This is a genomic window from Bradyrhizobium sp. USDA 3256, assembly GCF_054058275.1.
Genome location: NZ_JBSSAE010000002.1, coordinates 7,821,498 through 7,834,442, shown reverse-complemented (window position 1 = coordinate 7,834,442; position 12,945 = coordinate 7,821,498). Strand labels below are relative to the sequence as shown.

Below are 12,945 nucleotides of genomic sequence, written 5' to 3'. Positions count from 1 at the left end.
GCCAATCTGACTACGCCACCGCGATCTTTTGCAAGTCGACCAGACGCGCGACACCTTTGCGCGCCAGCGCCATCAGCGCCAGGAATTCGCCTTCCGAGAGCGGCGTCTTCTCGGCGGTGCCCTGCACCTCGATGATCCGGCCGTCACCGGTCATGACGAAATTGGCGTCGGTGTCGGCTTCGGAATCCTCGGCATAGTCGAGATCGAGCACCGGCGTGCCCTGGTAGATGCCGCAGGAGATCGCCGCCACATTGTCGCGCAACACATTGGCCTTCAGCATGTTGCGGGTCTTCATCCAGTTGATGCAGTCGGCCAGCGCCACCCAGGCACCGGTGATCGAGGCGGTGCGGGTGCCGCCGTCGGCCTGGATGACGTCGCAATCGACCGTGATCTGGCGTTCGCCGAGCGCCTCAAGATCGACCGCCGCGCGCAGCGAGCGGCCGATCAGCCGCTGGATCTCGACCGTCCGGCCGCCCTGCTTGCCGGCCGAGGCCTCGCGGCGGGTGCGTTCCAGGGTGGCACGCGGCAGCATGCCGTATTCGGCGGTGACCCAGCCGCGGCCCTGTCCCTTCAGCCACGGCGGCAACCGCTCTTCCAGCGTGGCGGTCACCAGCACATGGGTGTCGCCGAACTTCACCATGCAGGAACCCTCGGCATATTTGACGACGCCGCGTTCCAGCGACACGGGACGCAGTTCATCGGGTGCACGGCGGCTTGGCCGCATGAAATCCTCCAGAAATCCGAGAAAATTGGCTGGCCGTGCTTGTAGGAGCGGGAAGGGGCAGCGGCAAGGGTTTTCGGCCCCGGTATGGTCCGGTACGAGGGGGCCGAATGCATGCTTGTCATCGGCCTCCCGGATCGACAAATTATGCAGTAATTGTGAGGGACTGGAGTGTGACTCACCACGATCCGATTGGCCTGATCGCGCCGCATGCCGGGCTCGCCCAGCTCAACGAGCGTTCGCGCGACATTTTTCGTCAAATCGTCGAAAGCTACCTCGCGACCGGCGAGCCGGTCGGTTCGCGCAACATTTCACGCCTGATCGCATTACCGCTGTCGCCGGCCTCGGTCCGCAATGTGATGTCGGATCTCGAGCAGCTCGGCCTGATCTATGCGCCGCACACCTCCGCCGGCCGGTTGCCGACCGAACTCGGGCTGCGCTTCTTCGTCGATGCGCTGATGCAGGTCGGCGACCTCACCGAGGCCGAGCGTCAATCGATCCAGACCCAGCTTGCTGCCGTCGGACGCGCGCAATCTGTCGAGGCCGCGCTTGGCGAAGCCTTGACGCGGCTGTCGGGACTGACCCGCGCCGCGGCGGTGGTGCTGACGCAAAAGTCGAATGCGCGGCTTAAGCACATCGAGTTTGTGCGGCTCGAGCCGGAGAAGGCGCTGGTCGTGCTGGTCGGCGAAGACGGCCAGGTCGAAAACCGCGTGCTGGCGCTGCCGCCGGGTGTTCCATCCTCGGCCCTGACCGAAGCAACCAACTTCCTCAATGCGCGGATCCGCGGCCGGACGCTGGCCGAAGCGCGGCTCGAGCTCGAGACGGCACTGACGCAAAACCGCGCCGAGCTCGATCAGCTCACGCAAAAGGTGGTCGCGGCGGGCATCGCGAGCTGGTCCGGCGGCAAGAACGAGGACCGCCAGCTGATCGTGCGCGGTCACGCCAATCTGCTCGAGGACCTGCATGCGCTCGACGACCTCGAGCGCATCAAGTCGCTGTTCGACGATCTCGAAACCAAGCGCGGCGTGATCGATCTGCTCGGCCGCGCCGAACGCGGCGAGGGCGTGCGGATCTTCATCGGCTCGGAGAACAAGCTGTTCTCGCTGTCGGGTTCCTCGACCATCATCGCGCCATACGGCGACGCCCAGGGGCGGATCGTGGGCGTCCTCGGCGTGATCGGACCGACGCGGCTGAACTATGCGCGGGTGATCCCGACGGTGGACTATGCCGCGCGCATCGTCAGCAAGATGCTGGGCGGCTGACCGGAGGGCGATTTCGCTTCCATTTGACGGGTTTTCTTCACCCAAGCCGGAGATCCCAGTTCCCGAGACCGGTATGTTGCGCTTGATTTTCGCCGCCCAAAGCACGATATCCCGGCCAAGCAATCCCCAAGATTTGAACCGACGCGAGTTTTCGAGAAGGCAAGCCATGACCGATCCGAACCGGGCCAATGACAACACCGAGAATTCGGCGCCGACGGGTGAGCCCGTGGTCTCGAAGCCCTACATCATGCCTGACGAGCCCGAGGCCGGATCGGCCGAGGCGCTGATCAAGGAACTCGCCGAGGCGAAGGACCGGACGCTGCGCACGCTGGCCGAGATGGAGAACCTCCGCCAGCGCACCCGCCGCGAGGTCGCCGACGCCAAGACCTACGGCATCACCGGCTTTGCCCGCGACGTGCTCGATATCGCCGACAATCTGCAGCGCGCGCTCGACGCGGTGCCGGCCGAGACCAAGGAGGCCGCCGATCCCGGCCTGAAGGCGCTGATCGAAGGCGTCGAGCTGACCGAACGTTCGCTGCTCAACGCGCTGGAGAAGAACGGCGTCAAGAAGTTCGACCCGATCGGCGAGAAGTTCGATCCGAACTTCCAGCAGGCGATGTTCGAGGTGCCTGATCCGTCGGTGCCGTCGGGCACCGTAGTGCAGGTCGTGCAGGCCGGTTACATGATCGGCGAGCGCATCCTGCGTCCGGCCCTGGTCGGCGTCTCCAAGGGCGGCGCCAAGGCCGCCCCGACCGCCGACATCACCGCCTGATCCGTCCCGATCCCGGCTGCCCGTTTGTGAGCTCGCGGATTGCGCGGGCTCACGGTCGCGGCTTCTCGTGTGCCTTCGGCCAATAGGTGCCGAAGCTCCAGAGATTGCCTTCCGGATCGCGACAGGCGAAGTCGCGGCTGCCATAGTCGGTGTCTCGCAGTTCCATCTCGATCTTGGCGCCGGCAGCCTTGACCTTCGCGTGCAGCGCGTCGGGATCGTCGATGGCGATATAGATCGAGTCGGTGCGGCGGTGGTCGAGGTCGCCGACCAGCCTGCCATATGCGTCGTCACGGCTCTGGCCCAGCATCAGCATCGAGGAACCGTAAGCGAGCTCGGCGTGATGGATCACGCCGCCATCGCGGTAGACGACGTGTTCGCTGAACCCAAGCACCGTCGTGAGCCAATTGGTCATCGCCTCGGCGTCCTTGCAGCGCAGGGTCGGGTAGATGCGGGGCGGTTCGATGTCGTGCGTCATGGTCGCTCACCTCCTTGGCTGACGGCGCCATCCTGCACGAGGCAACGCGGCGTTGGCTTGAAGGTTTGTTACCAGTCTGCCAGCCCATCGCCGGCGTGAACCAGCCGGCGGTCGGTCAGCGCCTGGCGGCGCGCCCAGGCGGTCGGCGGTTCGCCTGCGAATTCGACGAACTCGCGGGCGAGATGGGCCTGGTCGGCATAGCCGCTTTCCGCCGCGATCCCCGCCCAGCCGAGCGCTGCGCCGCTTTGTGCCAGCCGGCTCGCCCGGTGAAACCGCATCATGCGCGCCAGCGATTTGGGGGCGAGGCCGAGTTCGGACCGAAACCGGCCGGCCAGATGCTTGCGGCTCCAGCCGATCTCGTCGGCCAATGCCGTGATGCTGATAGTGCCGGCCGCCCGCGCCAGTCTTCGATAGGCGAACGCGACTTCGGGAGACGGCATGTGGCCGGCGCGGCGCAGCACGAACGCCTCGATCAGGTCGAAGCGGCGCTGCCAGCACGTCACGGCGCCGAGTTGCTCGCGCAGACGACGGCCATCATGGCCGAGCACATCGTCGATATCGACCATGCGCCCGACCAGATCGGTCACGGCGGCGCCGAAGAAGCCGTAGGCGCCGAGCGGAGTGAAATCGACCTGCACGCAGGCGGCGTGGCCGTCGGACTCGATGTAGACAGGCCCGGCATGCAGGCCGGCGGCGAAGCTGAGCTGACGATCGGCCGCGCCGGGCTCGCGCGACAGCGCGATCAGGAACGGCGAGCCGAAACTGATGATCAGCGGGACGATCAGCGGCGCGGTCTGTCGTTGTGCGAACCGGCCGGTTGCGGTCTCGCGATAACCGGTGATCCGGACGATCAGGCCCGCCAGGCGCGGCGATGGCAGGCGCTGCGCGAGATCGAATGCAAGGGGTGACGCAGACTCGGCCATGCGGATCTCGCGAGGCAGCGTCCTACGCGATATCCGAGGACTGGATGCGCTTGACGCCGGCCTTGGCCATGTCGTCCCAGGCCTTGGCGAGCGATCCCTGGGTGTCGATGCCGCGGCAGGCATCTTCCACCACATAGGTCTCGAAGCCGGCCTTGCGCGCATCGAGCGCGGTCCATGCCACGCAGAAATCGGTGGCGAGCCCGGCCACGAAAACCCGCTCGACGTTGCGCGCCTTCAGATAGGCGGCGAGCCCGGTGGTGGTCTTGCCATCGGCCTCGGTGAAGGCGGAGTAGCTGTCGACGTCCTTGTGAAAACCCTTGCGGATGATCAGCTCGGCCTGCGGGATCGCGAGTTCCTTCGACAGCGAAGCGCCGTCGGTGCCCTGCACGCAGTGGTCGGGCCACAGCACCTGCTTGCCATAGGCAAGGTCGACGGTCTCGAACGGCTTCTTGCCGGAATGGGTCGAGGCAAAGGAGATGTGTCCGGGCGTGTGCCAGTCCTGCGTCATCACCACATTGGCAAAGCTCTTGGCGATCCGGTTGATCACCGGCACCACCTGCTCGCCGTCCTTCACCGCGAGGCTGCCGCCGGGCAGGAAGCAGTTCTGGACGTCGATCACGAGCAGCGCGGCGCCGTCGTCGGGCTTGATCGCAGCCGCCCAGAGATGTTTTGGAACCAGCGCGGCAAGCGCCAGCGTACCGAGCCCTGCAACGACCTGTCGTCGATCCAACATCGCGCCCCTCCTCGCTCTGATAACCGTGCGAGGAGGCTAGTTCCGTTCGTGGAGCTGCGAAAGTCCGATTTTTCGGCGGGCCTGTCAGCCGCGCGGCTGGATGCCGTCGCGCACCGCGCGGAATCGCGGGAAGGCCTTCTCCCAATCGGTGCGCGGGGAGCTGCCGATGATGCGCATCGATGTCTGTGCGCCGAACCGCAGCCACTGCACGATGGTCACCGGAGTATTGTCCTTGCCGCTGACGGCGTCGATGCGCGTCTCGAAGCCGGGCTGGCCGTCGATCCGGATCGGTTCGGACATTGTGATCCGGCCGTCGCGCACGCCGGGGATGGTGGTGGCGATCTGCTGGGCGAAGCGGCCGCGATCATCCGGTGTGGCCGGGGCCGAGCCGATGATGCCAAGCAGCATGAAGGGCTTGGTCTCAAGGCCCCTGTCGTCGCCGTCGGCCATCAGCAGCGCGGCGCCCGGCGCCAGCATGCGGACATTCTTGAAGCTGCCGAGCTCGGTGACCTTGAACGGCATCATGCCGAGCTGTTCGTCGACCGGCACCTCTTTGCGGATCTGGGCGGTGGCGAACATCTGCCGCACGGCGTCGTCGGTGTAGATCTTGCTGGCGTTCTCCGGCACCTGGACCGCGACATAGCCGGAGAAGGTCGGTCCCGGCAGGATCATGGAATAGCGCCGCACATTGGTGGTGCCGTCACGCGCGCTCTCCACGGTGTAATAGGCGAGGCCCGCCGGCGTCTCGAGGCTCTCCGGCTTGATGTTTCCGCTACCGGCCGGGTTGGCCTTGAAGGCGCTCACGACCTCGTTGTAGGCGTCCGCGGGCAGATCGGCGATCAAGACCTTCACGCCCTGGTCCTCGGTCTCGAAGCCGATGAACGACCTGGCGCGGTTGAGGCCCACCAGCGGCTTCATCCCGACATGCGCGCCCGGCGGAAACACCACGTCGGCGGCAAAGCCACGACAGGTGGCAGCAAGCAGCAAGGCAACCGCAACGAGAAGTCGGAAAGGCGTCATGGGGGATCTACCGGTTTTGCTTGGTGGCCGCGCAACGGGGCCGGTGCAGGGCTGGATCGCCTCTTTCAGTCGGACCGCTTTTAGCGGTTTTGATGACCCTGCAACAGGCCGCCAAAGCCGCGCTCCGGGCCTGCAGGCCCGATTCCATGGGCTTTTCGTCCCGATTGGCTGGCACTTTCCAGTTTCCCGACGTTTCCGACGATCGGCCACCAGCGGCCAAACAGCGCGCCCTCGGCCTGTGCGCCGCTCTCGCATACGACGTTTGTGAGTGTTCACTCAACAGCGCGGACGTCGCGTGGCGGATGTTCGCGGTCGACGGCCGGCGGCATCATTGCCGACTTGTTAACTTGGATCGGGCTTGAACCGGCGCTGCAGCCGGGCTGACACAATCTTTCAAACGTCAGTCTTTTCAGGCCTCAACGTTGCGTCCAGTCCTTGCGGGCAGGACCCTCTCTCCTATATCAGGCTCACCGTCGCAATATCGCGAGTATGTGAACGTCTGGGGGTTCGGTACGGAGCGCCGTCAGGGCCCAACCAACCTGCCGTAGCAAAGAGGATATGAAAACCATGGGTAAGGTCATTGGGATCGACCTCGGCACCACGAATTCGTGCGTCGCCGTAATGGATGGCAAGAACGCCAAGGTGATCGAGAATGCCGAGGGCATGCGGACGACGCCGTCGATCGTTGCCTTCACTGACGATGGCGAGCGCCTCGTCGGCCAGCCGGCGAAGCGCCAGGCGGTGACCAATCCCGAGCGTACGTTCTTCGCGGTGAAGCGCCTCATTGGCCGCCGCTATGACGACCCGATGGTCGAGAAGGACAAGAAGCTCGTTCCCTACAAGATCGTCAAGGCATCGAACGGCGACGCCTGGGTCGAAGCCGATGGCAAGACCTATTCGCCCTCGCAGGTTTCGGCCTTCATTCTGCAGAAGATGAAGGAGACCGCTGAGGCGCATCTCGGCCAGAAGGTCGAGCAGGCCGTCATCACGGTTCCCGCCTATTTCAACGACGCGCAGCGTCAGGCCACCAAGGACGCCGGCAAGATCGCCGGCCTCGAAGTGCTGCGCATCATCAACGAGCCGACGGCTGCCGCGCTCGCCTACGGTCTCGACAAGTCGAAGTCCGGCACGATCGCCGTGTACGACCTCGGCGGCGGCACCTTCGACGTCTCGATCCTCGAGATCGGCGACGGCGTGTTCGAGGTGAAGTCGACCAACGGCGATACCTTCCTCGGCGGTGAAGATTTCGACATGCGCCTGGTCGGCTATCTCGCCGACGAATTCCAGAAGGAGCAGGGCATCAACCTGCGCAACGACAAGCTCGCCCTGCAGCGCCTGAAGGAAGCTGCGGAGAAGGCCAAGATCGAGCTGTCGTCGACCACGCAGACCGAAATCAACCTGCCGTTCATCACGGCTGACCAGACCGGTCCGAAGCATCTGACGATGAAGCTGACCCGCGCCAAGTTCGAGGCGCTGGTGGCCGATCTCGTCGAGAAGACCATCGAGCCGTGCCGCAAGGCGCTGAAGGATGCCGGCCTGACCGCCGGCGAGATCGGCGAAGTGGTGCTGGTCGGTGGCATGACCCGCATGCCGAAGATCCAGGAAGTCGTGAAGCAGTTCTTCGGCAAGGAGCCGCACAAGGGCGTCAATCCCGACGAGGTCGTCGCGATCGGCGCTGCGATCCAGGCCGGCGTGCTGCAGGGCGACGTCAAGGACGTGCTGCTGCTCGACGTGACCCCGCTGTCGCTGGGCATCGAGACGCTGGGCGGCGTGTTCACCCGCATCATCGACCGCAACACCACGATCCCGACCAAGAAGAGCCAGGTGTTCTCGACCGCCGAAGACAATCAGGGCGCCGTCACCATCCGGGTCTTCCAGGGCGAGCGTGAAATGGCGGCCGACAACAAGATGCTCGGCCAGTTCGACCTGATGGGCATTCCGCCGGCTCCGCGCGGCATGCCGCAGATCGAGGTGACCTTCGACATCGACGCCAACGGCATCGTCAACGTCTCGGCCAAGGACAAGGCGACCGGCAAGGAACAGCAGATCCGGATCCAGGCATCCGGCGGTCTGTCCGAGGCCGACATCGACAAGATGGTCAAGGACGCCGAGGTCAACGCGGCCGAGGACAAGAAGCGCCGCGAGGCTGTCGACGCCAAGAACCATGCCGACGGTCTGGTTCACTCGACCGAGAAGGCTCTGGCCGAACACGGTTCGAAGATCGCCGACACCGAGCGCCGCGCGATCGAAGACGCCGTCAGCGACCTCAAGGAAGCGCTGAAGGGCGACGACGCCGAGGCGATCAAGGCCAAGACCAACACGCTGGCGCAGGCTTCGATGAAGCTCGGCGAGGCCATGTACAAGCAGCAGGCCGAGGCCGATGCGGCCAAGGACGCTGCTAAGGATGACGTTGTCGACGCGGAGTTCACCGAGGTCGACGACGACAAGAACAACAAGAAGTCTGCTTAGGCGCGGGCTTGCGATCATGGCCCTCACACCAAAGAGCACGCGCCGCGTCTCGGAGGAGTGGGGGTCATTTTTCTTTAAGGCGATCACTGCATCTTCCAGACAGGCGCAATCCTTGGCGATGGCGACGAACTTCGGACGGAATTGAAGGATGTCCACCAAGCGCTGCTATTACGAGACCCTCGAGGTTGAGCGGAACGCGGACGAGACCAAGCTGAAATCGGCTTTCCGCAAGCTCGCGATGAAATGGCATCCGGACAAGAATCCGGGCGACGCCACCAGCGAAGTCCGGTTCAAGGAAATCAACGAAGCCTATGAGGTGCTGAAGGACGGCGACAAGCGCGCCGCCTATGACCGCTTCGGCCATGCCGCTTTCGAGCAGGGCATGGGCGGCGGCGGTCCCGGCTTCGGCGCCGGCTTCGCCTCATCCTTCTCCGACATTTTCGAGGACCTGTTCGGCATGGCCGGGCAGCGCCGCAGCGGCGGCCGCGAGCGCGGCGCCGATCTGCGCTACAACATGGAGATCACGCTCGAGGAGGCCTTCCAGGGCAAGACCGCGCAGATCGAGATTCCGGTTTCGGTCACCTGCGAATCCTGCTCGGGCACCGGCGCCAAGGCCGGCACCAAGCCGAAGACCTGCTCGCATTGCGGCGGCGCCGGCCGTGTCCGGCAGGCCCAGGGCTTCTTTACGCTGGAGCGGACCTGTCCCGGCTGTCAGGGTCGCGGCCAGACGATCGAGGATGCCTGCACCTCCTGCGCCGGTTCCGGCCGGGTGACGCGCGAGCGCACGCTGTCGGTCAACATTCCCCCCGGCGTCGAGGACGGCACCCGCATTCGTCTCGCCGGTGAAGGCGAGGCCGGTGTCCGCGGCGGACCGCCCGGCGACCTCTACATCTTCCTATCGCTGACCACGCACCAGTTCTTCCAGCGCGACGGCGCCGACCTGCACTGCCGCGTGCCGATCTCGATGGTGACCGCAGCGCTTGGCGGCGAATTCGAGGTGCCGACCATCGACAAGGGCAAGACCAAGGTGAAGGTGCCGGCCGGCACCCAATCCAGCCGGCGATTCCGCATCGCATCAAAGGGTATGCCGGTGCTCCGCTCGCGTCAGACCGGCGACATGTATGTCCAGGTCGTGGTCGAAACGCCGCAGAATCTGACCAAGAAACAGCAAGAGCTGCTGATGGAGTTCGAAAAGCTGTCGTCCGGCGCAACCCAGCCGGAGGCAGCGGGTTTCTTCTCTAAGGTCAAGGACTTCTTTGGCAATCGCTCCGTCTAGCCGCAGTCGTTATGCTTGACCGTAACGACTTCGACCTATACGTCTTTGTGACTGTTTTCTGACAACCGCTCGATTGTGCGGTCCCCGCCTGGTAGCGACATGCCTTTGCAATCGTCCGTGCGTGCGTCGAAGAAGCCCCTCCGTCTCGACGACGAGGTTCGATTTCTCCGTTCATGGATGGAGAAGCCGCTGCATATGGGCGCGGTGATGCCGTCCGGACGGCTGCTCGCCCGCACCATGGCGCAATATGTCGATCCCGACGCCGAAGGGCCGGTCGTCGAACTTGGACCCGGCACCGGGGCGATTACCAACGCGCTGATCGAGCACGGCGTGGATCAAAAGCGTCTCGTCCTGGTCGAATACAATCCCGGCTTCTGCGCCTTGCTGCGCGAACGCTACCCGCACGCCAGGGTCGTCCAGGGGGACGCCTATAGGCTGCGCGATACGCTGTGGGAGGTGCTGAAATCTCCCGCCTCGGCCGTGGTCTCCGGTCTGCCGCTCGTCACCAAGCCGATGCTGACCCGCCTGAGGCTCGTCCGTGACGCCTTCCTGGCGCTCGCACCCGGCGCGCCGTTCATTCAGTTCACCTATTCGGTGGTGCCTCCGATTCCGAAGTCGCTGCCGGGCGTGTCCACAGAGGCCTCCGAGCGGATCTGGATGAACCTTCCGCCCGCGCGGGTCTGGGTGTATCGCAAGGGCTGACCACCCGGCGCCGTCGCGCCGGGCGTGCGCCTTACCTGCGATTTCAAAATGTCCGCGCTGAAAATCCTCGTGATCCCCGGATCGCTTCGGTCAGGCTCGCTCAATGCGAAGCTGGCGGCCGTGCTGGCGCACGAACTGGCGCAATCCGGCGCCGACGTCACCCGCATCTCGCTCGGCGATTTTCCGCTGCCGATCTATGACGGCGACCTGCAGGCGAAATCCGGCGTGCCGCAGCATGCCGTGAATCTGAAGCGGATGATCGGCGCCCATCATGGCGTGCTGATCGTGACGCCGGAATACAATTCCTCGGTGCCGGCGCTGGTGAAGAACACGATCGACTGGGTGAGCCGCGTGCAGGATCCGCATGAGGTGCGAGGTCAGGTGTTCCACGGCCGCGCGTTCGCGATTTCAGCCGCATCCGGCAACCGGCTCGGCGGCACGCGCGCGCTGGCTGCGCTGCGCCTGATCCTCACGGCGTGCCACGCCATCGTGATCCCGAACCAGCTCGCGCTGTCATTCGCCGAGCAGGCCTACGACGATATGGATCATCTGAAGCACCAGGCCGACATCGACGCGATGCAGGCGCTGGTGCGGCAGCTGATCGACCAATCCCAACGCATGATGTGAGGTGACATGCAGCCAGCCAGGATCGCTCCAAGAGACCGGTTGATCGTGGCGCTCGATCTGCCGTCCGTCGCCAGCGCCGAGGCGATGATCGACCGGCTCGGCGATGCCGTCACCTTTTACAAGATCGGCTATCAGCTCGGTTATGCCGGCGGCCTCATCCTGGCGAAGCAGCTTGCAGGCAGCGGCAAGAAGGTCTTCCTCGATCTGAAGCTGCACGACATCGGCAACACCGTCGCGCGCGGGGTCGAAAGCGTCGCCGGGCTCGGCGCGACCTTTCTCACCGTGCATGCCTACCCGCAGACCATGAAGGCGGCGGTCGAGGCACGCGCCGGGTCCGGCCTGAAGATCCTCGCGGTGACGGTGCTGACCTCCTACGACGACACCGACCTGCATGCGGCCGGCTATCGCCTCAACGTCTCCGATCTCGTCGAAGCGCGCGCCAGGCAGGCGCAGGCGCTTGGTGTTGACGGCCTCGTCAGCTCGCCCGAGGAGGCCGCCGCCTTGCGCAAGATCGTCGGCGATCAGATGAACCTGGTGACGCCGGGCATCCGCCCCGCAGGCTCGGCGAGCGGCGACCAGAAGCGCATCATGACGCCGGCTCGCGCCATCGCCGCCGGCGCCGACTATCTCGTGGTCGGACGCCCGGTGATGGAAGCCGCCGATCCGAAGGCTTCAGCCGAAGCCATTCACGCCGAAATCGCCCAGGCGCTCGCCTGAACAACAAGAGGGAGAACAGAGATGGCGAAGGGATACTGGATTGGACGCGTCGACGTTCACAATGACGAGGGCTACAAGCCATACGCGGTGGCCAACCTTGCGATCTTCAAGAAGTTCGGCGGCCGTTACGTGGTGCGCGGCGGCCAGCTCAACTGCGTCGAGGGAGAGAGCCGCTCCCGCAATGTCGTGATCGAATTCCCCGACTACGCAACCGCGATGGCCTGCTACAACTCCCCGGAATACCAGGCCAACATCAAGGTGCGGCAGCCGCATTCGATCGCCGACCTCATCATCATCGAGGGCTATGACGGCCCGCAGCCCTGATCGCGGGTAGCCGGTTCGGTTGCCGGAACAGCCTTGGCTCGCTATATCGCGTGGAGAGGTGAGCCATGGCTGACATGCGTTTGATCGTTGCGGGAGCCGGCGGCCGGATGGGCCGCACGCTGACGCGGGTGATTTCCGAGACCCCGGGGGCGGTGCTGGTCGGTGCGCTGGAAGCGCCGGGCTCGGAACTGCTCGGCAAGGACGCCGGCGTGCTCGCCGGCCTTCCCGCCAATGACGTCAAGCTGTCGGCCGATCTGTGGTCGATGTCGGCCGGCGCCGACGGCATCCTGGATTTCACCGTGCCGGCCGCGACCATCGCCAATGTCGCAATCGCGGCCGAGCGCGGCCTCGTTCACGTCATCGGCACCACCGGGATGTCGCCGTCCGACGATGCGGTGATCCGCAGCGTGACCAACCGCGCCATCGTGGTGAAATCCGGCAATATGAGCCTCGGTGTCAATCTGCTCGCCGCGCTCGTCAAGCGCGTCGCCCAATCGCTCGACCAGAGCTTTGACATCGAAATTCTCGAGATGCACCACAAGTCCAAGATCGATGCGCCGTCGGGCACCGCCTTGATGCTCGGCGAAGCCGCGGCCGCGGGACGCGGAATCGCGCTCGACCAGCATTCGGCGCGCGGCCGCGATGGTCTCACCGGCGCGCGGCGCGCGGGCGATATCGGCTTTGCCTCGTTGCGCGGCGGCACTGCGGCCGGCGACCACAGCGTGATCTTTGCCGGCCCCTCCGAGCGCATCACGCTCTCGCATCATGCAGAGGACCGCGCGCTGTTCGCGCAGGGCGCGCTGAAGGCGGCGCTGTGGGCGCATGGCAAGAAGCCCGGCATGTATTCGATGGCCGACGTCCTCGGGTTGAGCGACTGATACCGCTCGACGGAATGAAATCCAGCTAAGCGAAAACGGAATCTGA

Annotated in this window: 14 protein-coding genes; 9 read left to right on the top strand and 5 right to left on the bottom strand. The window is 65.1% G+C overall.

Going from position 1 to position 12,945, the window contains the following annotated elements:
* Positions 1-10: 10 nt before the first annotated feature.
* Complete coding sequence (gene rph / locus ACVWY5_RS38910; RefSeq protein ID WP_028335778.1) at positions 11-724, bottom strand: ribonuclease PH; 714 nt, start codon at positions 722-724, stop codon at positions 11-13.
* Between the two features lie 170 nt (positions 725-894).
* On the opposite strand from rph, the gene hrcA reads away from it, so the two are divergent.
* The gene (hrcA, locus tag ACVWY5_RS38905; protein ID WP_028335777.1) at positions 895-1,983 is read left to right on the top strand and encodes a heat-inducible transcriptional repressor HrcA; all 1,089 of its coding nucleotides are present in this window, start codon (positions 895-897) and stop codon (positions 1,981-1,983) included.
* 166 nt (positions 1,984-2,149) lie between these two features.
* Entirely contained in the window at positions 2,150-2,755 is a 606-nt protein-coding gene (gene grpE, locus ACVWY5_RS38900; protein WP_028335776.1) for a nucleotide exchange factor GrpE, read from the top strand.
* A 49-nt stretch (positions 2,756-2,804) separates the two neighbouring features.
* Here the strand turns inward: grpE and ACVWY5_RS38895 are convergent, their stop codons facing one another.
* From ACVWY5_RS38895 to ACVWY5_RS38880, 4 genes are all read right to left on the bottom strand, one after another.
* Positions 2,805-3,230 carry a VOC family protein gene (locus tag ACVWY5_RS38895; RefSeq protein ID WP_028335775.1) on the bottom strand — a complete coding sequence of 142 codons (426 nt, stop codon included), beginning with the start codon at positions 3,228-3,230 and terminating at the stop codon, positions 2,805-2,807.
* Between the two features lie 68 nt (positions 3,231-3,298).
* Complete coding sequence (locus ACVWY5_RS38890) at positions 3,299-4,153, bottom strand: helix-turn-helix domain-containing protein (RefSeq protein ID WP_028335774.1); 855 nt, start codon at positions 4,151-4,153, stop codon at positions 3,299-3,301.
* Between the two features lie 22 nt (positions 4,154-4,175).
* Positions 4,176-4,886, bottom strand: coding sequence for a bifunctional nicotinamidase/pyrazinamidase (gene pncA / locus ACVWY5_RS38885; protein WP_028335773.1), 711 nt, complete (start codon positions 4,884-4,886; stop codon positions 4,176-4,178).
* Positions 4,887-4,970: 84 nt separating this feature from the next.
* Positions 4,971-5,906, bottom strand: coding sequence for a hypothetical protein (locus ACVWY5_RS38880; protein WP_028335772.1), 936 nt, complete (start codon positions 5,904-5,906; stop codon positions 4,971-4,973).
* A 567-nt stretch (positions 5,907-6,473) separates the two neighbouring features.
* On the opposite strand from ACVWY5_RS38880, the gene dnaK reads away from it, so the two are divergent.
* From dnaK to dapB, 7 genes are all read left to right on the top strand, one after another.
* Complete coding sequence (gene dnaK, locus ACVWY5_RS38875; protein WP_028335770.1) at positions 6,474-8,375, top strand: molecular chaperone DnaK; 1,902 nt, start codon at positions 6,474-6,476, stop codon at positions 8,373-8,375.
* A 148-nt stretch (positions 8,376-8,523) separates the two neighbouring features.
* The gene (gene dnaJ / locus ACVWY5_RS38870; RefSeq protein ID WP_028335769.1) at positions 8,524-9,651 is read left to right on the top strand and encodes a molecular chaperone DnaJ; all 1,128 of its coding nucleotides are present in this window, start codon (positions 8,524-8,526) and stop codon (positions 9,649-9,651) included.
* 99 nt (positions 9,652-9,750) lie between these two features.
* Positions 9,751-10,353 (top strand): class I SAM-dependent methyltransferase, encoded by a 603-nt coding sequence (locus ACVWY5_RS38865; protein WP_028335768.1) that lies wholly within the window; start codon positions 9,751-9,753, stop codon positions 10,351-10,353.
* Positions 10,354-10,401: 48 nt separating this feature from the next.
* On the top strand, positions 10,402-10,980 hold the full coding sequence (locus ACVWY5_RS38860; protein ID WP_028335767.1) for an NAD(P)H-dependent oxidoreductase: 579 nt from the start codon (positions 10,402-10,404) through the stop codon (positions 10,978-10,980).
* Positions 10,981-10,986: 6 nt separating this feature from the next.
* Positions 10,987-11,697, top strand: a complete 711-nt coding sequence (gene pyrF / locus ACVWY5_RS38855; RefSeq protein WP_028335766.1) for an orotidine-5'-phosphate decarboxylase — start codon at positions 10,987-10,989, stop codon at positions 11,695-11,697.
* Positions 11,698-11,718: 21 nt separating this feature from the next.
* On the top strand, positions 11,719-12,021 hold the full coding sequence (locus tag ACVWY5_RS38850; protein WP_028335765.1) for a DUF1330 domain-containing protein: 303 nt from the start codon (positions 11,719-11,721) through the stop codon (positions 12,019-12,021).
* Between the two features lie 65 nt (positions 12,022-12,086).
* A complete protein-coding gene (gene dapB, locus ACVWY5_RS38845) occupies positions 12,087-12,899 on the top strand; it encodes a 4-hydroxy-tetrahydrodipicolinate reductase (protein ID WP_016841511.1) in 813 nt (270 codons plus the stop codon).
* Positions 12,900-12,945: the final 46 nt, after the last annotated feature.

Excerpts from the sequence above, each read along its gene's own strand:
- rph (WP_028335778.1), bottom strand. The coding sequence starts at position 724 with ATGCGGCCAAGCCGCCGTGCACCCGATGAACTGCGTCCCGTGTCGCTG.
- grpE (WP_028335776.1), top strand. The coding sequence starts at position 2,150 with ATGACCGATCCGAACCGGGCCAATGACAACACCGAGAATTCGGCGCCG.
- ACVWY5_RS38895 (WP_028335775.1), bottom strand. The coding sequence starts at position 3,230 with ATGACGCACGACATCGAACCGCCCCGCATCTACCCGACCCTGCGCTGC.
- ACVWY5_RS38890 (WP_028335774.1), bottom strand. The coding sequence starts at position 4,153 with ATGGCCGAGTCTGCGTCACCCCTTGCATTCGATCTCGCGCAGCGCCTG.
- pncA (WP_028335773.1), bottom strand. The coding sequence starts at position 4,886 with ATGTTGGATCGACGACAGGTCGTTGCAGGGCTCGGTACGCTGGCGCTT.
- ACVWY5_RS38880 (WP_028335772.1), bottom strand. The coding sequence starts at position 5,906 with ATGACGCCTTTCCGACTTCTCGTTGCGGTTGCCTTGCTGCTTGCTGCC.
- dnaK (WP_028335770.1), top strand. The coding sequence starts at position 6,474 with ATGGGTAAGGTCATTGGGATCGACCTCGGCACCACGAATTCGTGCGTC.
- dnaJ (WP_028335769.1), top strand. The coding sequence starts at position 8,524 with ATGTCCACCAAGCGCTGCTATTACGAGACCCTCGAGGTTGAGCGGAAC.
- ACVWY5_RS38865 (WP_028335768.1), top strand. The coding sequence starts at position 9,751 with ATGCCTTTGCAATCGTCCGTGCGTGCGTCGAAGAAGCCCCTCCGTCTC.
- ACVWY5_RS38860 (WP_028335767.1), top strand. The coding sequence starts at position 10,402 with ATGTCCGCGCTGAAAATCCTCGTGATCCCCGGATCGCTTCGGTCAGGC.
- pyrF (WP_028335766.1), top strand. The coding sequence starts at position 10,987 with ATGCAGCCAGCCAGGATCGCTCCAAGAGACCGGTTGATCGTGGCGCTC.
- ACVWY5_RS38850 (WP_028335765.1), top strand. The coding sequence starts at position 11,719 with ATGGCGAAGGGATACTGGATTGGACGCGTCGACGTTCACAATGACGAG.
- dapB (WP_016841511.1), top strand. The coding sequence starts at position 12,087 with ATGGCTGACATGCGTTTGATCGTTGCGGGAGCCGGCGGCCGGATGGGC.